The 25,674-nt window shown below is 40.3% G+C and carries 24 protein-coding genes; 7 read left to right on the plus strand and 17 right to left on the minus strand.

Annotation, left to right across the window (positions count from 1 at the left end; genetic code table 11):
* Positions 1-10: 10 nt before the first annotated feature.
* The 4 genes from AC6JAD_RS06005 to porW are packed head-to-tail and all read right to left on the minus strand — an operon-like array spanning position 11 to position 3,653.
* On the minus strand, positions 11-397 hold the full coding sequence (locus AC6JAD_RS06005) for a DUF6168 family protein (RefSeq protein WP_461304385.1): 387 nt from the start codon (positions 395-397) through the stop codon (positions 11-13).
* A complete protein-coding gene (locus tag AC6JAD_RS06010; protein WP_461304386.1) occupies positions 397-615 on the minus strand; it encodes an AtpZ/AtpI family protein in 219 nt (72 codons plus the stop codon). Before AC6JAD_RS06010 ends, AC6JAD_RS06005 begins: the two co-directional genes overlap by 1 nt.
* 12 nt (positions 616-627) lie before the next feature.
* Entirely contained in the window at positions 628-1,071 is a 444-nt protein-coding gene (locus tag AC6JAD_RS06015; RefSeq protein WP_461304387.1) for a bactofilin family protein, read from the minus strand.
* Positions 1,072-1,076: 5 nt separating this feature from the next.
* Positions 1,077-3,653 (minus strand): type IX secretion system periplasmic lipoprotein PorW/SprE, encoded by a 2,577-nt coding sequence (porW, locus tag AC6JAD_RS06020; RefSeq protein WP_461304388.1) that lies wholly within the window; start codon positions 3,651-3,653, stop codon positions 1,077-1,079.
* 187 nt (positions 3,654-3,840) lie between these two features.
* On the opposite strand from porW, the gene AC6JAD_RS06025 reads away from it, so the two are divergent.
* Complete coding sequence (locus AC6JAD_RS06025; protein ID WP_461304389.1) at positions 3,841-4,890, plus strand: 2Fe-2S iron-sulfur cluster-binding protein; 1,050 nt, start codon at positions 3,841-3,843, stop codon at positions 4,888-4,890.
* Positions 4,891-4,896: 6 nt separating this feature from the next.
* Here the strand turns inward: AC6JAD_RS06025 and AC6JAD_RS06030 are convergent, their stop codons facing one another.
* The 3 genes from AC6JAD_RS06030 to AC6JAD_RS06040 all read right to left on the minus strand — a co-directional run bounded on the left by AC6JAD_RS06030 (position 4,897) and on the right by AC6JAD_RS06040 (position 7,591).
* Entirely contained in the window at positions 4,897-5,931 is a 1,035-nt protein-coding gene (locus tag AC6JAD_RS06030) for a glycosyltransferase family 9 protein (protein ID WP_461304390.1), read from the minus strand.
* A gap of 27 nt (positions 5,932-5,958) precedes the next feature.
* A complete protein-coding gene (locus tag AC6JAD_RS06035; protein WP_461304391.1) occupies positions 5,959-6,570 on the minus strand; it encodes a DUF4254 domain-containing protein in 612 nt (203 codons plus the stop codon).
* Positions 6,571-6,667: 97 nt separating this feature from the next.
* On the minus strand, positions 6,668-7,591 hold the full coding sequence (locus AC6JAD_RS06040) for a DUF6427 family protein (protein WP_461304392.1): 924 nt from the start codon (positions 7,589-7,591) through the stop codon (positions 6,668-6,670).
* A 40-nt stretch (positions 7,592-7,631) separates the two neighbouring features.
* On the opposite strand from AC6JAD_RS06040, the gene AC6JAD_RS06045 reads away from it, so the two are divergent.
* Complete coding sequence (locus AC6JAD_RS06045; protein WP_461304393.1) at positions 7,632-7,892, plus strand: DUF6341 family protein; 261 nt, start codon at positions 7,632-7,634, stop codon at positions 7,890-7,892.
* 41 nt (positions 7,893-7,933) lie between these two features.
* Here the strand turns inward: AC6JAD_RS06045 and purD are convergent, their stop codons facing one another.
* Complete coding sequence (gene purD / locus AC6JAD_RS06050) at positions 7,934-9,205, minus strand: phosphoribosylamine--glycine ligase (protein WP_461304394.1); 1,272 nt, start codon at positions 9,203-9,205, stop codon at positions 7,934-7,936.
* A 68-nt stretch (positions 9,206-9,273) separates the two neighbouring features.
* On the opposite strand from purD, the gene AC6JAD_RS06055 reads away from it, so the two are divergent.
* Complete coding sequence (locus AC6JAD_RS06055) at positions 9,274-10,581, plus strand: phenylacetate--CoA ligase family protein (protein WP_461304395.1); 1,308 nt, start codon at positions 9,274-9,276, stop codon at positions 10,579-10,581.
* Positions 10,582-10,583: 2 nt separating this feature from the next.
* Here AC6JAD_RS06055 and AC6JAD_RS06060 read toward each other — a convergent pair whose 3' ends face one another.
* The 6 genes from AC6JAD_RS06060 to AC6JAD_RS06085 form a co-directional block, all read right to left on the minus strand.
* Positions 10,584-11,375 carry a glycosyltransferase family 2 protein gene (locus AC6JAD_RS06060; RefSeq protein WP_461304396.1) on the minus strand — a complete coding sequence of 264 codons (792 nt, stop codon included), beginning with the start codon at positions 11,373-11,375 and terminating at the stop codon, positions 10,584-10,586.
* Positions 11,356-12,702 carry an exopolysaccharide biosynthesis polyprenyl glycosylphosphotransferase gene (locus AC6JAD_RS06065; protein WP_461304397.1) on the minus strand — a complete coding sequence of 449 codons (1,347 nt, stop codon included), beginning with the start codon at positions 12,700-12,702 and terminating at the stop codon, positions 11,356-11,358. Before AC6JAD_RS06065 ends, AC6JAD_RS06060 begins: the two co-directional genes overlap by 20 nt.
* A complete protein-coding gene (locus AC6JAD_RS06070) occupies positions 12,702-13,706 on the minus strand; it encodes a UDP-glucuronic acid decarboxylase family protein (protein WP_461304398.1) in 1,005 nt (334 codons plus the stop codon). Before AC6JAD_RS06070 ends, AC6JAD_RS06065 begins: the two co-directional genes overlap by 1 nt.
* Positions 13,707-13,723: 17 nt before the next feature.
* Positions 13,724-15,025: a UDP-glucose dehydrogenase family protein gene (locus AC6JAD_RS06075; RefSeq protein ID WP_461304399.1), complete on the minus strand. Its 1,302-nt coding sequence runs from the start codon at positions 15,023-15,025 to the stop codon at positions 13,724-13,726.
* 47 nt (positions 15,026-15,072) lie between these two features.
* Positions 15,073-16,293, minus strand: a complete 1,221-nt coding sequence (locus AC6JAD_RS06080; protein WP_461304400.1) for an O-antigen ligase family protein — start codon at positions 16,291-16,293, stop codon at positions 15,073-15,075.
* A gap of 61 nt (positions 16,294-16,354) precedes the next feature.
* Positions 16,355-17,455, minus strand: coding sequence for a glycosyltransferase family 4 protein (locus AC6JAD_RS06085; protein ID WP_461304401.1), 1,101 nt, complete (start codon positions 17,453-17,455; stop codon positions 16,355-16,357).
* Between the two features lie 135 nt (positions 17,456-17,590).
* Between AC6JAD_RS06085 and AC6JAD_RS06090 the strand changes: the two genes are divergently transcribed.
* From AC6JAD_RS06090 to AC6JAD_RS06105, 4 genes are all read left to right on the plus strand, one after another.
* Positions 17,591-19,090, plus strand: coding sequence for a glycosyltransferase family 39 protein (locus AC6JAD_RS06090; protein ID WP_461304402.1), 1,500 nt, complete (start codon positions 17,591-17,593; stop codon positions 19,088-19,090).
* Between the two features lie 27 nt (positions 19,091-19,117).
* Positions 19,118-20,179 (plus strand): NAD-dependent epimerase/dehydratase family protein, encoded by a 1,062-nt coding sequence (locus tag AC6JAD_RS06095; RefSeq protein WP_461304403.1) that lies wholly within the window; start codon positions 19,118-19,120, stop codon positions 20,177-20,179.
* Positions 20,180-20,306: 127 nt separating this feature from the next.
* The gene (locus tag AC6JAD_RS06100; RefSeq protein ID WP_461304404.1) at positions 20,307-21,377 is read left to right on the plus strand and encodes an NAD-dependent epimerase/dehydratase family protein; all 1,071 of its coding nucleotides are present in this window, start codon (positions 20,307-20,309) and stop codon (positions 21,375-21,377) included.
* Positions 21,374-22,111 (plus strand): glycosyltransferase family 2 protein, encoded by a 738-nt coding sequence (locus AC6JAD_RS06105; protein ID WP_461304405.1) that lies wholly within the window; start codon positions 21,374-21,376, stop codon positions 22,109-22,111. The genes AC6JAD_RS06100 and AC6JAD_RS06105 overlap by 4 nt, the downstream gene beginning before the upstream one ends.
* 6 nt (positions 22,112-22,117) lie before the next feature.
* Here AC6JAD_RS06105 and AC6JAD_RS06110 read toward each other — a convergent pair whose 3' ends face one another.
* Genes AC6JAD_RS06110 through AC6JAD_RS06120 form a run of 3 tightly spaced genes read right to left on the minus strand, consistent with a single transcriptional unit; the run spans position 22,118 to position 25,671 of the window.
* Positions 22,118-23,356: an O-antigen ligase family protein gene (locus tag AC6JAD_RS06110; protein ID WP_461304406.1), complete on the minus strand. Its 1,239-nt coding sequence runs from the start codon at positions 23,354-23,356 to the stop codon at positions 22,118-22,120.
* Positions 23,343-24,443 carry a DUF1972 domain-containing protein gene (locus AC6JAD_RS06115; protein ID WP_461304407.1) on the minus strand — a complete coding sequence of 367 codons (1,101 nt, stop codon included), beginning with the start codon at positions 24,441-24,443 and terminating at the stop codon, positions 23,343-23,345. The genes AC6JAD_RS06110 and AC6JAD_RS06115 overlap by 14 nt, the downstream gene beginning before the upstream one ends.
* On the minus strand, positions 24,406-25,671 hold the full coding sequence (locus AC6JAD_RS06120) for an O-antigen ligase family protein (RefSeq protein WP_461304408.1): 1,266 nt from the start codon (positions 25,669-25,671) through the stop codon (positions 24,406-24,408). The genes AC6JAD_RS06115 and AC6JAD_RS06120 overlap by 38 nt, the downstream gene beginning before the upstream one ends.
* Positions 25,672-25,674: the final 3 nt, after the last annotated feature.

Consider the following 25,674-nt stretch of genomic DNA (forward strand, 5'->3'; position numbering starts at 1 on the left):
AAATGAGAAGCTAAGAAGACTGATTATTAAGTACTTTTGAAAGATAGTAAACTTCCATTACCAAGCAGATGGCATATGGAATGAAGAACGTAGCAAATTCAATGGTTTGCATCTTTCCATCTGCTTTATAAGAAGGCTGAAAAACTAAGAAAAAAACTAAAAACTTCAATAAACTACCTCCGAAAAAAATAAACCCCGCTTGAGCCGATCCTGGTTTCACGTTTTTAAGCACCAAGAACAAAATGATTGCGGCAAGGGCAAAATTAGTGATATAGGCTATCACAATCTTATGATCCCACAGAGGTTTCTGAGCGGCGTCCAATGAAAGTATATGAATCCCAAAAGCCACAATCAAAACCCATAGAAGGGTAATCAGAAACTTCAGATTAGCCTTCATTAAGAATTCAATTTATTGGTTTGTTTTACAACTAAGAACATGGAAATACCCACACCTGTTAAAGTGCTAAGGATTAGAAATAGTTTTCCATCTGGATCGTATTGGGTATCTAACCATTTACCCAGTTTAACAAACAAGTAGATAATAACACCCATTTCAATAGCGATGGCACTTAGGACTGCCCAACGTTTAAGGCCGCTGTTTTTCTTATTGGGCATAACAGCAAATTTTTACTTAGCCACCTCTGCGGCGTCTTTTTTCAAGCGCTGCTGCCGATCGTAAGGGTTAGGTTTGTCACTTTGAGGTGCGCTTTTCTTCGCGCCTTGCATGCTGCAAGAAGCATTAAAAGTGGCTCCAGGTTCAACAGCCAATTTGCCTACCACCACTTCTCCTTCAATATGAGCGGTAGCTTTTAGGGTTAAGGTTCCTGAGACATCCAGATTACCTTCGAACCGGCCTTCAATGTCCGCATTTTCGCAGCTAAGTTTTCCCTTGATCACTCCCGACTTTCCCAAGACCACTTTCGATGGTTTGCTAATGGTACCTTCTACGGTTCCGTCAATTCTAAAAAACCCATTAGACACAAGGTCTCCGGTAAATTTAGTTCCTTCGTTAATCCTGTTTTGGCTTGCTGATGGTTCCATAATTTTTTTGTCTTTTTTGTCTGAAAACATTGTAGTTAATTTTGGGGATTACTGTTTTCCTCTTGCCCATTACCAGCACTACTTAAATAAGAATCTAAGTTTTTGTGGATCTGTACAATCTTGTAATGAGGGGATGCAATTTCAAAGTGAGGATGGTCTATCCTGTACTCCTTCTTCTCTTTCAAGACTTCTGCGAACCCATTTCCTCCCAGTTTTGTATTCAACCCGTGTATGATTACAAATAAAGTATTAGGGTCATAGTAGTCTATAGAGGTAGACATGTCGAAATAATTGTATTCTTTAATGGCCTCTTCCAATTTGGCCTGAAGCTCATCGGCCTCTTCCCTTTCAGAACTAGTGAACTGATAAACCACCTTCCATTTGTCGCCTTCCTTGGGCGCATCGAAATTTTTGACGGATAATTTGGGAAGTACCGTATTATAGATTTCCTGTGCCTGCTTTCCTTCGGCAGACTGGGGATAATTTAGAGCAATAAAATTCAACGCCTTCTTATAGGCTTCAAAGCCATCTTTTCGGGCCATGGCAGTAGCTTTTAGCATTTCCAGCTTCGGGACAATTTCATTACCCGTATAAATAGTGATGTATTCATCTGCCGTATCGATCACATACTGGTATTTGCCAGCTTCAAACTCCTTGTAAAGTGCTTTGTACTTAAATTCCGGACTGGATTCATCGGTCGCCAATTGCACATTGGGATTTCTTAATATTTCGGCATAGCGCGAATCTGGATGGTTGGTAAGGATGTCATTTTTCCATTTATCTGCCATCGCTGTATTTTCAGTCAACTCGTAAATCTTGAAAAGATTGTATTTAGAAGGCAAGACCAAACGTTCCTCAGGTCCATAACCCAGCAGCTTTTCCAGTCTGTTGGTAGCCAAATCGTATTCACGGAATTTCTCTTTGTATATAAGCCCTAATTGGTAATAGGCAAAATTCCTATCCCCAGTTAAGCTATCTATGACCTTAGGATCTTTCGGAATCTTTTCTAAATACGTCTCTGGATTAAACCTTTCGTTGTTGGCAATAGGCTCCACGGATTCCAATTCCTCGGCTCCCTGCATCGTACCCCTTCTTCGGGAAGAGAGACGCCAGCCATCTGCCAATTTCCGATCACCCCATATTTTGCGGAACTCTCCCTTTCCATAAGCAACTGTGGTACTGTTGTAAAAGTAGAACTTGCCCCCTTCACTTTGTTTGTCACCACCTGCCGAATTTTTCTTGAAAAACTCCTTGTTGGCAACACGCTCATCGACCTCTGCTTGGGCAATGGAGTCTGCAATCGCTTTCTCCCTTAATTTATTGGTGTAATCCGTAAAAAACGCTACCTGCTCAGCTTCACTCATGGCAGCTATCCGCAATACAGAATCATTTCGCGATGCGATCAATTCATATTTAATAACATCATCTAAATTTTCGCGTTTCTTTTTAACGCGTCTCCATAATCTGGTTTTAGGCTCCAGAAAAGTCAATGTGCTATCGTAATACGCTCCTGCTCTTTGGTATAGTGCCCTATCGAAGCTAATTTCTGCAAGCGTTGAGTAATTTACCGATTGTAGAATGCGATCGTTCGCATAATTCTGAATGGATTGGTTATAATAGATAACTGCGGTATCAATATTGGCCGTATTGCGATAGTATTCACCCATCGCATTGTATATAATGTCTTTAAAGGGTCGGTTTTCACGATCCTCTTCTAAATCCTGAAGCAGCTCCAAGAAGGCGATACGATCTCCCTTCTCGTAGTCGAAATTACGCCCTTGCTTAATGTAGGACTGTATCATATAGATTCTGGGTGACTTCCTGTTAAGGTCAATCACTTCCTGATAGGCCATGTTGGCACTATCTTTCTGCTCCAAATGATCGTAGATCTGTCCTTTAATAAAGGAATAGCGTCCTTTTAGTTCATTATCCTTTACATATTCCGAGGCTAACTTAATGTGCGGAAGTGCCTCTTCGATCGAATCCAAATTGATATAAGCCTGCGCCATAATAGCCGAGGCATCTGCTGCATCTTCATCGCTCAATCCTTCTTTTTCAAGAAGTTCGGCCAATTCCTCCAAAGCCCCTTCTTCATTGCTTAAACGAATGTTGGTTTTGGCTTTCCACATTTTCGCCTCATTAATACTATTACTGGTCGGATACCGGTTCAAAATAAAGTTGAAGGCATCCTGAGAAGCCACAAAGCGCTCATCGTAGTATCGGGATTTACCCAATAACATATAGGCTTCATCTATCTGTGGATTGTATTCCTTGCCGTCTATATAAATGGAATGCTTCTGAATGGCCTTAGCGGCCTTTTCCTCAGCTCTTGTAAATTTAGATTCCGTTTTCGGTTTCTCTCCGGGCTTGGTAATCTTTTCCTTTATCTCAATGCGTTCCACTGGAAGGATCTCCCAAAAATTATCCCTAAAAGTAAGGGCCAATTGCTCCTTTCCTTCCGCAAATGCAACATCGCCATTATAAAGCGCATTGTATTCGGCAGTTACCGCATGAAAGTTGCGGCTCATAAAGGAATTTTTCTTTCTCGAACAGGATGCGAGGAGGATAACCGTAACAAAAAGTATCGTAATTTTTTTCGCGTACTTCAACATTCTTTAGAATTCTATGATACTGTAACTTAAATCCTTTGTTTTTAGTATGTAATTCGTCCAAAGGAAACGTAAAAATACGTTTCTTTTTGAGATGACTACTGAATTTGCATAAAATTTGCCGTGGTTTGCCATTTTCAAAGCGTTGTAGACGAAATTTCCTTCGTACTTTTGCCAAAATTTTTTTGCTATGAGCGAATTCCATTTGCTGTCCATTTCTGAATTGAAAAAGGAAACCCCAAATGCTGTGTGTATTACCTTTGACATCCCTTCACATCTTGTGGAAACATTCAAATTCAAGGCGGGCCAATACATCACCCTCAAAACCGAATTGAATGGCCAAGAAGTTAGGCGCGCGTACTCCCTTTGCAGTAGTCCAGAAAGTGGAACTTGGTCCGTAGGCGTGAAAAAGGTTGAAGGTGGTACCTTTTCTGTATTTGCCAATGACGTTTTGAAAGTAGGAGATACGCTGGAGGTAATGCTTCCAGAAGGTAATTTCATGTTCGAGCCGCAGCAAAATGAAAGCAGACATTATGCTGCCTTTGCTGCAGGTAGTGGGATTACCCCAGTACTTTCAATCATAAAGGACGTCTTGGAAAGAGAACCACAAAGTCGCTTCACGCTTGTCTATGGAAATAAAAGCAAGGTGGAAACTATGTTTTTCGACCAACTGGAATTATTAAAAGAGAGCTTTTCCGATCGCCTTATTGTTGAATATATTTTCAGTCAAAGTGAAGAACAAAACGCGATGCGCGGACGTATAGATCGTTCGGTGGTGAACTATCTATTGAAAAACAGATTCCAAGACTTCAGTTTTGACCGTTACTATCTATGTGGTCCCGAAGAAATGATCAATGTAGTATCGGAAACCCTTAAAAGCAGAGGGGTAAATGGAGAACATATTTTGTTCGAATTGTTCACTACATCTGAAGAAGGAGAACTCAAAGAATCCCATGAGGGTAATACCCAAATCACCATCATTGTTGATGATGAGACGGAAACGTTTACAATGTCACAGGAACAAAGTGTCCTAGATGCGGCCTTGGACCAAGATCTGGATCCTCCCTATTCCTGTCAGGGCGGAATATGTAGTTCTTGTATTGCACGGGTTAAGGAAGGAAAGGTTGAAATGCGCAAAAACCAAATTCTAACAGATTCTGAATTGGAGGAAGGCTTAATTCTTACTTGTCAATCCCATCCGACCACAACGACCTTGGTCGTGGATTACGACGATGTCTAGTTGTTTTTATAGTATGTCCTGAATCTTTTGAACTACAGATCCAGGGGATATACTTCCCATCACATTTTCATAACCTTCCGGATACTTATTACCATAAACCGAAGTAGGAATCAATGGGTATGTATTTCGATCGGCCATTAGTTGGCGATCTTCCGTTTGATTGAATGGTGTGAAGCCCGCATACGGATGTGTTACGCCCCAGAGGGTCAAAACCGGGACTCCATACATTGCAGCTAGGTGTCCATTGGCACTATCCATAGCAACCATAAGGTCTAAGTTAGAAATGAGGGCGAGTTCTTCTTCAAAAGTCAATGTCCCCGCCACATTGGTAACAGCATTGAATTGCAAGGCCATTTCATTCAGTTGTTCTTCTTCAACCAAACCTCCGCCAAAAAGAAGTATTTTGAAGGTATTCAACTTATCTAAATCCTGAAGTACTTCTTTCATAAGTGAAAGAGGGTACATTTTACTGGGATATGCTGCAAAAGGAGCGATTCCGATACATTTTTTGGGTTCATTTCCCACTATGGTAAGTAATCGTGGGGTCAGTTTTTGCCGCTCAGGAAATTGATGAGAAGATAAATCGATGGGAAGTTGTAGCAACGAAAACACGTCCGAATATCGCTGGTGGGTACTTTTAAGTCGGACCAAACCCATTCCGCCTGCATTCGTAAGCTTTTTCTTTTCTTTCCTACCCTTATCAAGCGTAGCGTATGGAATTCCGTTAAGGGACAATATCCGGGTAACTACCTTCGATCTTATCACATTATGTAGGTCTGCCACATGATCTACACCTAATCCCTTTAGTTCTTTAGCCAGTCTCCAAAGACCGAAAAAACCCTTATGCCTTCCATCTACATCTGCTGCAAAGAAATTGACATTTGGAATGTCGATGAAAAGAGGTTGAAATTGCTTACGGGAAAGCACGGTAACCTTGATCCCGGGGTAGGCAGCGACCAATACGCGAAGTACAGGAGCTATCATTGCCACATCCCCAAGGGCAGAAAGCCGGACAACGAGAATGTGTTTGGGTGCTTTCATGATTAAAACGAAGTCAACAGAAAAGGCCTATTTCTGGCCTCTTAGAACAGGGTTTAATTCATCGTCGTTGTACATCTTCATTTGTTTATACACTTTCATGTACTTTCTTCCATGAGCAATATCGTCCAACAACTGCTGTATGGCTGTGCTAAGATCGACACGCTGTTCTAATAGTACTTCCAATTTTTTCTGACAGGCGGCACGATGATCATCTGACGCATCTTCCCTAGTTGCCTCTTCATGCATATGATATACCTTAAGTGCCAAAATGGAAAGACGGTCTACACCCCATGCGGGGCTTTCGGTATTAATAGTGGCATTTTCCTGAATTTGAACATTTCCATATTGATCAAGAAAATAGCTGTCTATATATTCCACCATATCCGTTCGGTCCTGATTGGAAGCATCAATTTTTCGTTTTAAGTCCAATGCAGCCACTGGGTCTATGCTTGGATCACGGATTATGTCTTCGTAATGCCATTGCACTGTATCTATCCAACTTTTACGATACAACAGGTGCTTTAACAAATCTGAATCCTTGTTATAGGGATTGGTAAAAGGTTGATAGGGATCATCTACTATATGATAGGTGTCGATTACCTCTTTAAAAATAGCGTTGGCAATTTCTGTAAATGTCATCTTTTTAAATTGAACGTGTCGAATAATTAATTAGGCAGCAAAGGTACCACATTTTATAGTAGGATGCGGCAAATACGCGAAGGTTGCAGATGGCAGGTTATACCACAAAACGAGCAAACGGTAACAGCACAAACAGCCAAAGTATTAGCTCCTTGAACCATTTTTCGGAATCGGTTTCAATATAATTGGAAAATATGATCGCCATGGGTGCAAACGCTACTACAAGCTCTGAAGTGTCCTTTGGATTGGACATTATAATGATCCCTAAGGAAACCAGCCAAATGATCACCACAAGAAGATAGTTCGGACGTTCTTTCTTCTGAATTCTAGAAAATGCCCCAATTCGCATAAACAAGACCCAGATCAATGATCCTGCTACAAAGGCAATTCCGATGAGGGTTGCTGTATCTCCGTAATGCGTAAAATCCAATGAGGGTTTTACAAAAAGGTCGAATATCCATTGCAACTCATCGTATCTCAATAAACAATAGGCCGATACCATTACAAATACGGCCAGAATACCAGCCGCCGGAATAAAAAAGTACCTAAGCTTGGTCATGGGCATCACAAAAATTGACCATAATAATCCCAGGATCATAAAAAAACTAGGGGGAAATAAAAGTGTAGCAGCAGCAATCCATAATGAGGCATCAAGAATCTTGCGCTCATTGTTTTTTAATGATTGAAGGCTAAATATGCGCCTAAGTGCAAAAAGCAAGCAAACACTCGCACCTACCAACTTAAATTTGGAAAATACTAGGGGAAAAAAGCAGATCAAGGAAGCAAGCAGTAGAATTGAATACCCGTTTATCTGTGTTAATCCATTCTTGCGCACGATGAAATCCAGTAGAAAAAGAGCGAAAATCAAAAGTAACACTGTCGCCAGTGTTTTCCCTATTTCGTACCCTGTGAAACCGATTTCTGCTTCCAGAATGAACCATATACATGCGAATACAAACAAATAGGCACTTACCACTATAAAATTTAGTGGTCCTGATTTCCTAAAAAAGCTTGTAAGCATCTAAGTTTATTTCTATTTTTGTGCCGTTAAAGATAAAGATATGTCCTTAAAAGAACTTTTTTACGGAATTCAAGATTTTACCGAGAGTGTTTTGTTCTTGCCTTTTGATGCATTCAGGGCAATGGAGCTGGAAAGTTGGTGGGGCGCAAACGCCATGAGTTGGGTATTCACCCTAATTGGTTTCGTAGCGTTCATCTATTGGATGAAAGAATTGAAATCCTTCAACGATAACAACGAAGAGGATAGAACGCAAATTTCGCACTCCTTTCTAGGAAAAGATTCGGATTTAAACCGATCCTAATAGTAAAAGCCCCTCGTTGAGGGGCTTTTTTTATGCTTCTTTTATAAATCGAACCCTATATCCTTTCGATAATACATCTTATCAAAGGAAATTTCATCCATATTTTCATAAGACTTGGCAAGGGCTTGCCTAAAGTCTTTATCCAAGGAAGTAACCGCTAGTACCCTTCCGCCATTGGTTACGATATTTCCATCTTTATACGTGGTACCTGCATGAAAAACAATAGAATTCCCTATACGTTCAATCCCAATTATTTCTTTCCCTTTTTCATACGCTTCAGGGTAACCCCCAGATACTGCCATAACCGTTGTTGCAGCCCGTTCATCAATTTCTAAAGTAACCGTATCCAGACGTTGTTGAGCCGTGGCTTCCAACAAGGTCACTAAATCGGTCTTAATCCGTGGTAATACCACTTCAGTTTCCGGATCGCCCATACGAACATTATATTCTATCACAAAAGGATCTTCTCCAACCTTTATCAGTCCAATAAAAACAAAACCTTTATAATCGATCCCTTCCTTTTGAAGACCATTTACCGTTGGTTTCACGATGCGGTCTTCAATTTTTCGCATGAATACCTCATCTGCAAATGGCACGGGTGAGATGGCGCCCATTCCCCCTGTGTTTAGTCCAGTATCACCTTCGCCAATACGTTTATAATCTTTAGCAGTTGGAAGGGTTTTATAATTCTTACCATCTGTTAGCACAAAAACACTCAATTCAATTCCATCCAAGAATTCTTCGATGACCACCTTTTCACTAGCCGCGCCAAACTTGGAATGTGACAACATATTTTCCAATTCAGTCTTGGCATCCTCCAAATCTTTCAGGATAAGTACCCCTTTTCCTGCTGCCAGCCCATCTGCCTTTAATACATAAGGTGATTGCAGGGTCTCTAAAAATGCCTTTCCTTCCTCCAAAGTGGACGTGGTAAAACTTTGATAGGCGGCTGTTGGGATGCCATGAGTGCTCATAAACTCCTTGGCTCGCTCCTTACTTCCTTCCAACGTAGCTCCATTTTTTGAGGGGCCAACGACCATTATATCTTTCAGGGCATCATCATTGGTGAAAAAATCGTAAATCCCTCTAACAAGTGGATCTTCCGGTCCTACCACCAACATTTGAATATCGTTTTCGAGCACGAATTCCTTTATGGCCTGAAAGTCGTTTACCCCAATGGGCACATTTTGGGCAATAGCATCTGTTCCGGCATTTCCAGGAGCCACAAATAATTTCTCACATCTAGGGCTCTCAACAATCTTATATGCAAATGCATGTTCCCTCCCGCCAGAGCCTAAAACCAAAATGTTCATGATAGACAGTTTAAATTTTGAACTGCAAAAGTAATTGTTTGTAAATTGACCCCATAATCTTTTTTACCTTGAATGTATTCGAAATTACACTGCGGCTCAACGGTTTTCCAATTCGGGAAGCCAAACGAAGATTAAAAGAAATTCAAGCAATTCCCGAGAATCAGTACCAAGATTACATTGCCGAAAAACGAAATGCCATTTTGGATTTTCACTTTCAAGAAAATGCTTTCTACAGGAATTTTCTTGGTAATAAAAGACCAAACCGCTGGGAAGATGTACCGGTCATGCAGAAATCGGATTTACAGCAACCCCTTACAAAACGATTAACGCAAGGGTATTCGAAAAGGAACTGCTACATCAATAAAACTTCGGGATCGAGCGGGCATCCATTTATATTCGCCAAAGACAAATTCTCCCATGCATTGTCATGGGCAGAATTCATGGACCGCTACGAATGGTTCGATATACACCTGGATAAAAGTCTTCAGGCCCGATTTTATGGAATTCCGTTGGACACCCTAGGTTACCAAAAAGAACGACTAAAGGATCGCTTGAGCAAGCGGTATCGTTTTCCAATTTTTGATCTTTCCAATGCCAAGTTGGAAAGGATCCTTAGGGCCTTCTCCAAAAAAAGGTTTGACTACATAAGTGGCTATACCAGTTCTATCGTTCTATTCGCAAAATTCCTCAGAAAAAAAGGGCTCGTTCTAAAAGAAGTCTGTCCTACGTTGACAAGTTGTTTGGTAACAAGCGAAATGCTTTTTGAAAGTGATAAAAACTTATTGGAACAAGTGTTCCAAATCCCTATTGTCAACGAATATGGGGCAAGCGAACTCGGCCTCATTGGTTTCACGAACAAACATGATGAATTTGTAGTGAACAGTGAAGGGCTGCTGGTAGAGGTGGTAGATCAAAATGGAACAGTCGTTCCAAATGGAAATCCGGGCCGAATTGTAATCACTTCCCTTTACAATAAGGCACACCCAATGATTCGATACGATATAGGAGATACGGGCATTTTATCCCCTTCCGGTTCGTTTAAAAAACCCATTCTGGAAAAACTGGTTGGAAGGACCAACGACATTGCAGTATTGCCTAGTGGAAAAACGGTTCCCGGGCTTACTTTTTACTATGTTACCAAAAGCGTAATTGAGGATGATGGCAATGTCAAGGAGTTTGTAGTAGAACAAATCGCATTGGATTCATTTAAAATCCTTTATACCTCGGAAGAGATCTTAACAGATGATAAAAGGAAAACGATAGAAGATGCACTTTACAAATACCTAGAACCAGGTCTTTCCCTTTCTTTTGAAAGAGTTGATGTATTAGACCGTACTAATCGGGGGAAACTAAAGCAATTTATATCTAAGCTATAGTGTTACCAGCGTTCAATTTGCTTTGGACGGACCACAAAATATTCCCAAAAAAATCCAAGCATACACCCGATGGATTTCAACACCCCATAGTCCAGATAATCTTTGTAAAACCGGTAATTGTATTTTACCAGCCCCATCTTGTTTGCACTAATGGATCCTTTTCGCACTCTATAAAATGCTAGATCTTCCTGTATTCCCATGGCAGGCCGGTCACTTTTCCTGATGGCTTCCAGCCAAACCGCCCAATCCTGCCGCTTGCGTATGGCAGGCGCTTCAATTTTACCAATCTCTGCGCATTTATATATGCCCGTAAGGTTACCAATATAGTTGTTGGAGTGCTGTTTTTTATATCCAAGTTCTGATAGTGCCTTGATCCGTTTATTCAAGGGGTTGCCCGCCTCATCCATGTGAAGATAACTGGTAAAGGATACCGCCAAATCATGTGCTTCCATGAATTTAATTTGCTTCTCAAGCTTTTCTGGGTGCCACCAGTCGTCACTATCCAAAAATGCGATGTAATCTCCTTTGGCTAGTTCGGTAGCCCTATTGCGTGTAAATGCTGCGCCTTTGTTCTCTGGATTTCGAACTAGCTGAATACGGTCGTCTTTCGCAGCAAAAGTCCTTACAATTTCTGAAGACGCATCTGTAGAAACATCGTCTACAATAATCTGCTCCCAGTTTTCGTAGGTTTGACCCAATACACTCTCCATATTTTGGGCAATGAATGCCTCTGCATTATACAAAGGTGTAATGATGGAAACAAGCGGCTGTTTGTTAATAGGCTTTTTCTTCACCTCGTAGGGCGTTGTATATGGTTTGAACCACAATTTTTATGTCCAAGAAAAGAGACCAATTCTCCAGATAGAAAATATCGTACTTCACCCGGTTTATGATATGATTGTCATCTTCAACCTCTCCACGATACCCGCTCACTTGAGCCAGTCCCGTAATCCCTGGTTTAATGAAATGACGCACCATAAATTTATCGATTCGTTCTGCGTACATATGTGTGTGGCTTACCATATGCGGACGGGGTCCAACCACCGACATTTCACCTTTCAATACATTAATGAACTGTGGCAGTTCGTCAATGCTTGTTTTTCTGATGATCTTTCCCACTCGCGTAACACGGGGATCTCCTTTTCGTATCTGGTGGAGATGGGCTTCCGGATTGGGTCGCATTGACCGGAATTTGTAACAGTAAAACTCCTTGTAGTCCAATCCATTCCTTTTCTGTTTAAAGAATACAGGCCCACGGGACTCTAGTTTTATGATAATTGCCAAAATTGGTGTGAGCCAAGAAAGTAGTCCCACAATAATGATAAGGGAAAGAGCAATGTCGAAGCTTCGCTTTATAAACTTGTTGAATGGCTCATCAATTGGAATTTTCCTCAAGGAAAGAATGGGCAACACCCCATAATAAGTGAAATCCAAACGCTTGGTATAAATTTCCTTATTGTCCGGTAAAAACTTTAAAATCTTTAGGTTGTTATCTGCATAATCGATGAGTTTCACCAAGTTTTCGTTATCCAATTCGGCCACAGAGGAGTAAATCTCATCAATATTATTCTCGGTGATGTATTCAAAGCATTCTTCGAGTGGGGTTACGCTAATATCAAAAGTCTTTCGCAATTGATATCCATATTCTGTTCTGTTCTCGAAAAAAGTGCGAAGGCGATCTGTCTTTTGATTCAATCCTAGGATCACCACCCTTCGTATATTTCCTCCCCAAAGGCGTCTATACTTTTTCAGTAAAAAGAAAATTGCCAATTTCACTGCAGAGATACATCCCATCACCATGAGCACATAGTACAGTACTTTCCATGGGTTCGTATCCGGATCGATGTAAATCCCAAAAAAAGTATATACAATAAGTAGAAAATAGATGGTCTGCTTGCCAATAAGGCTAAGGAGGTTACTTACATGCGTAAATCTATATATCTCATAGAAGTGTGTTCTGAGTGCGGCAACGATCCATGCCAACGAGACAAAAATGGTAAAGTTGAGAAACGGGAAGTCCCAATCCAGTAAATAATATGCCAGGGCGTGGATAAGTATAAGGTCGATACCATAGGTAATCGGCCTTAAAAATCCTGAATATCTCCCTGTCCTAAAAATCATTAACGTCTATTGTGTTTTGAGAAATCCTTGTGTTCCTTTTTGAACAACTCGTCTTCCGTTAGGCTTTTAAAGTATTCGAACGTTTTACGCATTCCTTCAGATCTTGGGGTCTTTACATCCCATCCCAGGATCTCCTTTGCTTTCGAAATGTCCGGCTGACGCTGTAAGGGATCGTCCTTTGGCAATGGTTTGAAAATAATCTTCTGCTCAGTCCCTGTTAGCTTTATAATTTCCTGAGCAAAATCAAGAATACTAATTTCATCAGGATTCCCAATGTTTACCGGAAGTGAATAGTCACTAAGTAGTAATCGAAAAATCCCTTCTACCTGATCATCTACATAGCAAAAAGATCGCGTTTGGCTACCATCGCCAAAAACAGTAAGGTCCTCACCCCGAAGTGCCTGACCCATAAAAGCCGGAATTACCCTTCCGTCATTGAGCCGCATTCTGGGCCCATAAGTATTAAATATGCGAACGATTCTTGTTTCCAAACCATGAAAGCGATGATAGGCCATAGTAATTGATTCCTGAAAACGCTTGGCTTCATCATATACTCCCCTTGGGCCTATCGTATTTACATTTCCGTAGTATTCTTCATTTTGTGGGTGGACTAAAGGATCGCCGTATACCTCAGAAGTTGAAGCTATAAGAATACGTGCATTTTTTTCTTTCGCCAATCCCAAAAGGTTATGGGTTCCTAAAGAGCCCACTTTTAGGGTCTGAATAGGGATTTTAAGATAATCTATAGGGCTTGCAGGCGATGCAAAATGCAATATGTAATCTACTTTTCCTGGTACATGGACGAATTTGGTAACGTCATGATGGTAGAATGAGAATTTTTCGGATCCGAAAAGATGCTCAATGTTTTTGAGCTCTCCAGTAATCAGATTATCCATTCCAATTACCTCGCATCCTTGGGCAATAAACTTATCACAAAGGTGAGATCCCAAAAATCCCGCAGCTCCTGTAATTAAAACTCTCTTATTCTTTAAGTTGGTTTCCAAATCTGTGCTCTATTTAATTAATTACGACCTATTGATTGATACGTAAACCCTTCATTCCTCATTTCATCTACGTTGTAAAGATTCCTCCCATCGAAAATAGTTGGGCTTTTCAATAAGTCTTTTAGTTTGTTGAAATTGGGGGTTCTGAAAATACTCCATTCCGTACAGATAATCAATGCCTCAGCCTGATCAATCGCTTCGTACATTGAAGGGGCATACGTAAGTTTGTCGCCAAACCTCTTTTGAATATTTGGCATCGCTTCTGGATCGAATACGGTAAGACTTGCTCCCGCTTCCAACAAATCCTCCATTATATAAATGGAAGGAGCTTCCCTAATATCATCGGTTTCTGGCTTAAATGCCAATCCCCAAACAGCCAATTTCTTCCCATTAAGATCATTGCCAAAGTGGTTTTTTATCTTGGGGATAAGTGCTGTTTTCTGTTTTTGGTTCACCTGTATCACCGAATCCAATATCTGAAAATCGTAGGCTGCATCCCTTCCTGCTTTTTGAAGTGCTTTTACGTCTTTAGGAAAACACGAGCCTCCATACCCGATGCCTGGGAACAAAAAACGCTTTCCAATTCTTGAATCGGTTCCCATTCCAACGCGCACTTTATCCACATCTGCCCCTACCTTCTCACAGTAGTTAGCAATCTCATTCATGAAAGTGATCTTGGTAGCCAAAAATGAGTTGGCGGCGTACTTGGTAAGCTCGGCCGATTTCTCGTCCATAATAATCACTGGGTTACCCGATCTTACAAATGGCGCATATAGTTTCTGCATAAGTGCTGTGGCTCTTTCACTGCTTGACCCCACAACAATTCTCTCTGGTTTCAAAAAGTCATCTACTGCAAACCCTTCTCTTAAAAATTCAGGATTTGAGACCACGTCGAATTCGCTTTTGGCATTTTTGGCAATAACATTGGTAACCTTCTCCGCGGTGCCCACAGGTACAGTACTCTTGTCTACAATGACCTTATAATCCTTTATTTTCTTTCCAATCTCATCGGCCACATTAAGCACATAGGAAAGATCTGCAGAGCCATCCTCATCCTCGGGTGTTGGCAATGCTAGGAACACTATATTACCATGTTCCAATCCTTCATCTAAAGATGTGGTGAAACGAAGCCGACCTGCTTTTATATTTCTTTCGAACAAAACATCAAGGTGTGGTTCGTAAATGGGAACAATGCCATTTCTCATTTTTTCTACTTTTTCGGCATCTATATCTACACAGATTACTTCATTACCTGTTTCGGCTAAACAAGTTCCTGTAACCAAACCCACATATCCTGTTCCAACGACTGCTATTTTCATTAAGTTCTATTTTTTTAAACTCGGCAAAAATACAATTTGCCCAGCATTTACGGTTCTTTTACCGTATTGTTTTCTTTATTTATTCCATTAATTAAGAGCAAAATAAATATGGCTCCTACATAATACGCCCCAATTTGTCTATGAAACAGATTTTCGACCAAGGCAAAACAAACCAATGTAACCAATAAAGCCGTGGGGACGTATTCCTTTCGGTTTTGTATGAACAATAGTGAAATACTTCCGAAAAACAATACTACCCCTATGAATCCACTCGCCAAATAAAAATCGATCCATTGATTGTGCGTATTATATTTTTGAGAGAGGAACCAAGCCTTCTTGCGCTCATCCTTTACGCTCGTTTCGTAACAATTCAACATTTCTGCATTCGTCTGGGTAAATCCTTGTCCTTTCCAAAAGGTACCTTCCATTTGTGAGACTTGGTGGGCGCAATCCCATATAACCGCCCTAGGTTCTACTGCCAAGGTATTTTCAACCAACCCTTTGTTCTGTTTTGAGCCTGAATAAAAGACTTGATTTCTTAAATCATTGTTGAGGATAAATGTGAGAACGATCGCCAAAAGAAATCCGCCAGTCACAAAAAACAGCTGCGGCAGGCGTCTCTTTTTGAAGAAGAAACTCAACAGGAATATTAGGATAAGTACAATGATGGACATCCTAGAAACAATCAATAAGACGAACAGTACATTCAGGATTATATTCGCCACATAGTATCTATTATCTGGATGATAGGTAGCACTCATCGATTGATATGATGCCAATATGCTCAGTACACAAAGCAGCCCTAGATAGAGCCGATCTATTAAAAGGGCTTCTATAATAACGGCCGAATCGAGAAAATTAAAAGTATCCGCTTGGTTTACAACCATTACTAATTTCACCAATGAAAACAGAATAGCTGCCAAGGACGAATAAATGATGGCCTTGTATATCTTCTTGAACCCGTCTATGGGGATGTAAAGAACCACCAATCCTAGGGAGAGCATTATTTTTTTTAGTATTACCCAATCCTCTTCAATCCTTCCGAAGAATAACGCACTGGACAAAAGGTACGCTATAAAAATGCCCAACAATACTGTGGGGGTCTTCTTCAGCTTGAGCACATCGGCTTTCTTCACCACAAATGGAAAAAGAACCGCTAAGATGATCAGAAGTATGTTTGGTAGTGCCCTTAAGTAATTATCGAATGGAATTGTAAAAAACAACAACAGGAATACATAAGGATATATTGATGCAAAAAGGATTCTCACAGGCTCGTATATGAGTGAATAAAAGTAACAAAGAATACCGAAGCATCCTATTTTTGGATGGCTATCTAGTATCTGCCTCGATGGCTTGCGCCAACACCTCTGCAGATCGATTCCAGTTATATCGTTTTTCAACGATGTCTTTAATGTCGTTAATTGGATACGATGTTCCGGATAAGGTTGCTTTGATTGCTTCTTCTAATTCTTTCTGATTGTTGGGATCTATGTGATAGGGGAAAAAATCGAATTCGGACATTGCTGTGGCAGAAGAGCATATAACCGCCTTTCTGAACATAGCCCCTTCCAATGGTGGAATTCCAAACCCTTCAGCAAAAGAAGGATACAATACAACCTCCGAAGCCGCATAAAAATGCTTGAGGTCCTCGTCTGAAATTCCTGAAAAGTACTTAAGGCTTTCTTCAAAGATTTGTTTGTTTTCCTCTATAAAGGAATCCATTTCTGGATACGCAATATCACGATTGCCAACGCATACAAGTTGATAACCTGCCTTCTGCAGTTGTAACGCAACGAAAGCTCGTAACACAGCAATGTGGTTTTTCCTTGGTTCTATACGACTCACATAAAGTAGAAACTTCGAGCAACCAAATTTTTTACTCACATAAGAAGATGCATTTTCGGTATCATCGTGAAGGGTTACTGCATTAGGGGTGACATAAATGTTCATTTTGGGAATTCCGTAATACTCATGAATTTTTTGCTTAGAGTAGTCCGAAACCGTAAATAGTATGTCTGCTTTTTTGGCCGATCTCCTAAAAAGCTTTCCGTTTAGGAACCTGTATTTTTTGGGAAAATAGGACTCAAATCGTGCTTCTTCAAAGAGAATATCGTGCGTGGTTACCATGTATTTCCCCTTTTTTAACAAAGGAGTTATATATTGAAAATGAGTATAGTCTATTTGGTGTTTTTTGATGAGTTTGGGGAATTCGAACAACAATCTGCGATATTTATTCCCCGTAGACAGTTTAATGAAATGGGCGTTGGGTTTGGTGCCAAAAGCTTCCTTTAGTGCCTCTGTATCCTGTGCGGCAAAATAAAACTCCCATTCTTCCCTAAGATCTAGCATGGCGTTATAAATTCCAAGAATATAGGTACGGGAACCTTGGAATTTTCCGTCGAAAACATGAGCATCGATCAATATCCTCATAAACGTGCTAGCTTTTATTTGGCAAAGCTATAAAAATTGGTGAGAGCGCCTCTTTTTTCAAGAAATAAGAACATGTCTATTCGACAATTGGTTACATTTGCCATGAAAACAACTTATACCAAACCACCGTGTTGCATGGCACTTGTTTCGAAATCGCGCCACCTAATATTCGTTTTAATTATCCTTGGTGTAGCATTTGCCCTTCGGCTTTTCCATCTTAATTATGACGGCCTCTGGAACGATGAATTATATACGGCTCATACATCCGACCCCAGGCTTTCCCTTTTAGATGTTATCAATTTTTTGAGGAAGGATATTCATCCTCCTTTTCACAACCTCATCAATAATTTATGGTGTCGTGTTTTTGGATTTAACGATCTTTCCGTTCGCTTATTCAATATGATCACGGGGTTTATTGCTGTCATTTCAATTTACCATGTAACCCGATTACTGTTCAATAAAAGAACAGCGCTTTTTGCCTTGTTTTTTGCTGCTGTAAATTTTTATCTCATTCGCTACAGTCAGGAAGTGAGGTCTTACTCCTTGCTTATTCTTTTAGCCAATTATTCCTTTTATTTTTTTACTCAAATTGTGCGCGAGGGGTTCCGTAAAAAAAGAGCTCGTAATTATATAATTGTCACAACTTTTATGTTGTACACGCATTATTTTTCCCTCTTTGTTATTGGCGCTCAGTTTTTTGCCTTTTTGTTCTTGGTAGATTGGAGCGAAATTAGGAAAAACTTAAAATCATACCTTATCACCTTTGCATTGCCCAATCTGCTTTTTTTATTTTGGGTTCCGAACATCCTGGATGGACTAAAAAAGGAACGGGGAGCATGGCGCGACGAGGCTCAGTTATCTTTGGTATATGAATATGCTAGGGACTTTTTCAATGATACCTATTTGGCAATTATCGCCATTGTCGTCCTTTTTGTGACCCTGTTGTACTTTCTGTTACGCAAACACTATAATCTTGAAAAAATTCAGAAACAATTAAAGCCCGATCATGTTGCATTAATTGTGTTGCTTACATGGATTATTGTGTATTTCATGTTGCCATATCTCAAATCCAGTTTATCCAGTACCATGATGTTCAACAGGTATTTTATTCCATTGGTGCCTCCAGTGCTCATTCTTATGAGCTTTTATATAAGCAAGATTAATGGTGCCCTTCTCAGAAATGGTGTGTTTCTAGCCCTAGTGGGATACAGTGTATATATACTTTTTTCTCACAAGAACCCCTATTACACCCAAACACATATGTATCGTGAAGCTACCAAGGAATTGAAGGAGACGAGCCCGAATGCCTATGTACTTCAACACGGTAAGATCTGGTTCTACTTCGACTATTACTTACGCCAGAATGATTTTGAAAACATTAGTGAAGGTTATGATGTGAACGGACGCAATGCCCATTTCGAAAAACTTATTGAAAAGGACAACCCAGAAGAATATTACGGGCTTCTAAACCTTAGGCCTTTATTAAATCAATTTAAGGATAGTACAATTGCTCCCATAAAAGGCTATAAAGAAGTGGAATCCAAAATATATAAAAACTCCTATGGCAGGGAATGTACCAAGGTCATTAAATATATTAAAGTAAAAGACACTATTATAACTCAAATCGAACCCTAATCCAAGGTTCGGAATAGACAAAATTCTATGAAAATTTTAATCACAGGTGGGGCAGGTTTCGTAGGCTCATCACTATGCCTGCAACTCAAGAAAAAATACCCAAGCTACGACATAGTTGCCTTCGATAACCTTAAAAGAAGAGGCGGGGAGCTCAATTTGGTTGACTTCAAAAATCTTGATATCCATTTCATTCACGGGGATATACGAAATGCGGAAGATCTAGAGGCCGTTGGTGGATTCGACGTGCTTATTGAAGCCTCAGCAGAACCTTCGGTTATGGCAGGGCTGAACTCCAACCCTGATTATGTTATCAATAACAATTTGTATGGCTCCATTAACTGTTTCAATGCCTGTTTAAAACATAAAGCAAAGCTCATCTTCCTTTCAACTAGTCGCGTGTATCCTATTGAAAGTATAGAAGCTGCCGATTTTGTAGAGGAATCCACCCGTTTTTCATTTTCTGACACACAAAAGGAAGCGGGAATATCTAGTAAAGGAATCTCTGAAGCACTAAACCTTCAGGGGTCGAGATCGTTTTATGGGACAACTAAGCTTTCTTCAGAATTATTTATCGAAGAATACTCGGCATTTTACAACCTTAGATCGGCCGTGACGCGCTTTGGGGTCATTGCTGGACCTAGACAGATGGGGAAAACAGATCAAGGGGTCGTCACCCTTTGGATGGCCAAACACTTCTGGCAACAACCCCTAAAATATATTGGATATGGCGGATTGGGAAAACAGGTGCGTGATATTCTTCATATAGACGATGTGGTCGAACTTATCGATTTACAAATTCACAACATAGAGCAATTTAACGGGAAGGTATTTAATGCTGGAGGTGGATTGAAACACTCTGCCTCATTGCAGGAAATGACACGTATTTGTGAACAAATTTCGGGAAACAGGATCGATATAGCGGCAGAGCTGGAAAATAGGCCTGCAGATCTTCGAATCTATATCACGGATAATACCAAAATTGAATCGGAAATAGGGTGGTCTCCCAAAAGAAATGTGGAAACCGTATTCTCCGATATTTATGATTGGATTCGAGAAAATGAAGCCCAATTAGAAAAAATTCTGAAATAGCACCGAGGTTTCATTTACCCTGTTTTTCTCGGTAATGATGTTTTACGGGCTACTAAAGTTGTTTTTGCCGCTATAATGTCTTTATTTCGCACCAAATTGAACCATTTCATTTAGCAGTACACACGTTATGAACAATATTTGTATAGTTACCGGCTCTTCGGGCTTAATAGGAAGTGAATCGGTAAAGTTCTTCAGTGAGAAATTCGATAAAGTTGTAGGGATCGACAATGATATGCGTGCCCAGTTTTTCGGGCCCGAAGCTTCCACAAAATGGAACGCCAATAGATTGGTTGAAACCATCCCTAACTTTGAACACCACTCGATAGATATTAGAAATGTTGAATCTTTGGAAAAATTGTTCTCGCAATACGGAGATTCCATAAACCTAATTGTTCATACTGCGGCCCAGCCCAGCCATGATTGGGCTGCCAATGAGCCTTTTACCGACTTTACGGTAAATGCCAATGGAACCTTGAACCTCTTGGAAATGACCCGACTTCATTGCCCTGAAGCCGTTTTCATATTTACCTCTACCAACAAGGTATATGGAGATACCCCCAATAGACTCCCATTGGTTGAATTGGAAAAACGCTGGGAAATCGATGAAAGCCATCCTTATTACAAAGAAGGTATTGACGAAAATATGAGCATCGACCAAACCAAGCATTCCCTTTTTGGTGCTTCCAAGGTTGCGGCCGATGTAATGGTGCAAGAGTATGGAAGGTATTTCGAGATGAATACTGGAACATTTAGGGGCGGATGCTTAACTGGTCCAAATCATTCGGGTACCCAACTGCACGGATTTCTTTCTTATTTGATGAAGTGTGCCATTACAGGTGATAAATACACTGTTTTTGGATACAAAGGAAAACAGGTACGCGATAACATTCACAGTTGGGACTTAGTAAATATGTTCTGGCATTTCTATCAGAATCCAAGAATGGGAGAAGTATACAATGCTGGAGGAGGGCGTTTTTCCAACTGTTCCATGGCCGAGGCCATCGATATGTGTGAGGAAATTACTGGAAATAAGATGAATTACGAATACTCCGAAACCAATAGAATTGGGGATCATATTTGGTGGATAAGCGATTTGAGCAAATTCAAGGAACACTACCCAGACTGGTCTCCCAAATACAATATTAAAGATATCCTTACGCAAATTCACGAAGCGTTTAAAGTTCGTCAGGAAGCATGAAACTAAGTGTTGTTATTCCGGCCTATAATGAAGAGGAATCAATCACGGGAACTATTGATCAGATTGCAACGGCCTTAGCCAATACCCAAATTGATCATGAAATCTTTATTGTTAATGACAACTCCAAGGATAACACCCTTCAAGTACTAGGGGAGCTAAAAAAGAAATATAGCGCAATACGTTATGAAACGAATGAAGGCCCGAACGGTTTTGGATATGCCGTGCGTTATGGCCTAGAACGGTTTTCCGGGGATTGTGTTGCAGTTATGATGGCAGATCTTTCCGATTCGCCTGAGGACTTGATCAAGTTCTATAATACCATGGTAGAAGGTGATTACGATTGTGTTTTTGGAAGCCGTTTTATGAAAGGTGGAAAAACCATCGATTATCCTCGGGTTAAAAAATTCGTAAATCGAATTGCCAACATGATCATTCGTATGGTCATGAACATTAAGTACAATGACACCACTAATGCCTTCAAGCTTTACAAAAAGAAGACCATAGACGGCATTCAACCTTTTTTGTCGCCACACTTTAATCTTACCATCGAACTGCCCTTAAAAGCCATTATTAGGGGCTATAGCTATACCATAGTGCCCAACTCTTGGCAAAACAGGGCCTATGGTGAATCTAAGCTTAAAATTCGAGAGATGGGGAGTCGGTACTTTTTTATTCTAATGTATTGCTTTATCGAAAAGTATTTCTCCCGAGGGGATTTTAAGAAAAAATGGTAGCCAATCCTATTCAGCTATCTTTTGGTGATGGTCTTTCGTTCCTAGTGTGATTTTTACCATCATACCAAATAATATAAGGAAATGCAGCATTCCTCGTTGCCTCCAGATATAGGATTCGGTCACAAAAACAGAGGCCATTACAATAAAAAAGAACAAAAGAAAGAGTTCCCTGTTGTCAAGATAGCCTCTCAAAATGAAAAAAAGCAGCAATAGAATTCCAATAAACCCAAATATCCCCAGTTCCGAAAAAGCCTGAATATATTGGTTGTGGAAATTATATACATTATACCCCCAATACAGATTGTAATGGTTTTGTTTCTCAACGATCTTCTCCTGGGAAGCGTTGATTCCAAACCCCGTTAAAAAGGAATCGTTTTCATCTGCCATTTCATAGAAAATACGCGCCTGAAATAACCGAATGGTTGTTCCTGTCCAAGGATATACCCTATTAAATCTTTCACAGGTTAGCACCTCCTTCACATTTGACGTAAGCTCTTCTTCCATACGCTGTTTCAAAGGGCTAAATAAGAAAGCAAGAACACCACAGAAGGCAACAATCCCCAATACTATCAGTCTTTTTTTCGAAAAGAATCGCTTACTAATCCAAAGACCTATGAAACCACAAAGTAGTGTGATAACTACCATGTTTTTAGAGGATAACAATAAGAGAAAAGCAAAAAGAATTGTAACTATGGCCACGTTTATGAGGCTTCTTTTTGAATAAAAGGCCACAAAAAGAAGGCTTAGCGCGACCATACAGGATACATAAATGGCATTCAGTTCAAACACTGAAACCAACTGATGGTAAAAGAATACTTCCGAATTACCTGTGCTTATAAATTGGAAAGCCCCAACACCAATGAAGAACAATGCAAAAATCGTCATGCCTGCTGTAAAACGATACAATACTTTTATCCAAGTATCCCTTGATAATTCAGGCATCAATAGAAATGCCACGGGAATAATTAAAAAGGGAAGTTGACGCTCTATTCCACGAATCGACTTATCTACATTCTCACTCCACAATAACGAAATGGCCATAAGGGCAAACATGCCAAGTGGAACCCAATAGGCCGTCTTCCAAGTAATTTTTTTATGAAGGAGAAAGGAGAAGAAGGACAAACTGCCCAAAACAATAGTTGCAATCGAACTGTACGCATACGGCAAGGGGAGGCTTATTAGCAAGGCCGCCAACACATAACCGAAAGTGTCTTCGGATCGTAATATTTCCTTAATCCTTTGCATGTACTTCTTCGAAAAAACCTAAGTACTTGTTATTAATAATATCCCAGGAAAACTGGTTCTTTATCCTATCGCAATTGTTCCGTAAGAAATTGCCGTAGCTAGACTTCTCTTTAATCGTATCAATATAATTTGCGACCTCATCGGGGCTTGTAAAATAGAACGCATCTTCTTCCAATATCTTTCCGTTGAACTCATTTTTATGTGCAATAATGAGTGCATTACTTGCCATTGCTTCCAACAATGAAGGGTTGGTTCCCCCTACGCTATGACCATGAAAATACAACTTGGAATAGTACCTTAGGTTGTTGAGGTGATCGAAGTTATAAATCCCGCCTAAAAACTTGATGTGTTTTACCTTTTCGAATTTCTGGGTGAGGTGCTTTCCAAAAGCATTGGTATCGTGCTTCCCAACGACCAAAAAAGGAGTGGTGCTTTTTGCCTTGGCTACTCCATCCAATATGGTCTCGATATTATTTTCCGGCTCCATTCGGGCAATAAGCATATTATACCCTTGTGGTTCAAGATGGTATTCATTCAATATAGAATCGTCTGGGCTGGCAAACTTTTCGGCGCCATATGCGATATACCGGGATTCCCGATCGTACTTTTTCTTCAAGTAGTTCTGGATTCCAATGGAATCGGCAATAAGGTAATCACTGCTTTTAACCGCCCATTTCTCGGCATGTTTCAGGAAATACCGCACTGGTTTGCTGTATTTGGAGCGTTTCCACTCCAATCCATCCATATTGGTAATGATCAACGGTTTTTTGGGTAGTAATTTGTACCAAACTGAATTGCTGGTATATCCCAATTGAAGCAAAATGTCGAAATTCCTTTTCTTGGCGTCAAGAATGCAATTGAGGTCATATATAAACTGGCCAGCAGTTCCTATTCGCTCCTCAGGATCTTTACAATGAATGATATTTGCACCCTTGAAGGTTTTCTCCTGGTATGGATGTGTATGCGAGGAATACACGTATACGTCATGCCCTTTAGCTACAAGAAACGCAGCAAAAAACTCGGCAAATTGCTCGAAACCACCATGATAGTTAGGAATTCCCCTCGTCCCTAATATTCCTATTTTCAAAATCGTTGTACTGTTTTAAGGCCAAAATACCGCCAATTAAAAATGTTGCCATATCATATGGCTTAAATATCCCTGTCACCACCAAACTAGACGCAAATATATAAAATGCACATCCCACCAATAGACGGTTAAAGGAGACATTATTCCCGATACTTTCCTCCTTGTAATATTGCATATACAGCATTCCTATCATGGAAAGGTACACCAGCAAGCCAATTAAGCCGGTCTTCATGTATACGTACGCCACTCCATTATGTACCGTAGGAAGGTGCCTTATTTCCTCACCCTGAAGAAAAATGTCGAACCCTACATCTACCGTCGAGCCAAAACCCTTACCCGTAAACCAAGATTTTTCTTCATTTACTTCATTCCATACCAAACTGGCTTCATAGGCTCTCCACCTGGGCCACAATTCCCTTCTATCCAATTGGTTTTTATCAAACTTGATAGGCTCGAGGGTTTCGGTATACGAGTTCTTCATTTTCGTTAGAAACGTACTGATAAGCCCAGGGTCTTTTGTTTCGGTAGGTTCATATTGACTTAGGAACAGAATGAACAATCCTCCCATTACGAACATTCCGAACAAGGCTATGGCTCCTCGTGCATTCAATTTCAGATAACCGTAGTATCCTAAAACCATCAGGACCAGAACGACCATCATGGTTCTTGAAAAATACAGAAGAAAGGAAATTGTTAAGCAAAGGACAAAGAACTGGTATAGCACCTTGAGCCTTGTCTTTTTTACAGGAATTCCCTTAACACATATCACTGAAAACAACGCAAGCATTTCCACATGGTTAAAGCGACCAAATTTGTTCCTGAATTTCTCCACATTGGGTCTCATACCAATGATTTCTACCGAAATATGAACTATATGAATAAAAGCAAAAGCGAAGCCAGTGAGTACCAACAAATTAAAAAAGTCTGTTTTTTTCTCCAGGTTCTTCACGGAAAAATACACCGCAAGAAGGACTGTGATGGGGCGCAGGAAATAGACAAAGTCCTTTACAAAATCATATATACCACCATCGAAAGTAAATAGGCTCAACAGACCAATCCCGAGCAAACCAAATAGAATGGAGGTTATGGTAAAAGTCTCTTTAGAGAGTTTCGTGCTAAAGTTTAGGAACAACACCCCTATTGAGACCAAAAAGGAAATCTCGAGGTTCTCTGTCCAGAGCGCCACGATAAGCAATACAATTCCCAGTCGTACGAGGTTTTGGCTCATAAT

It is taken from the genome of Aureisphaera sp. (assembly GCF_059726885.1).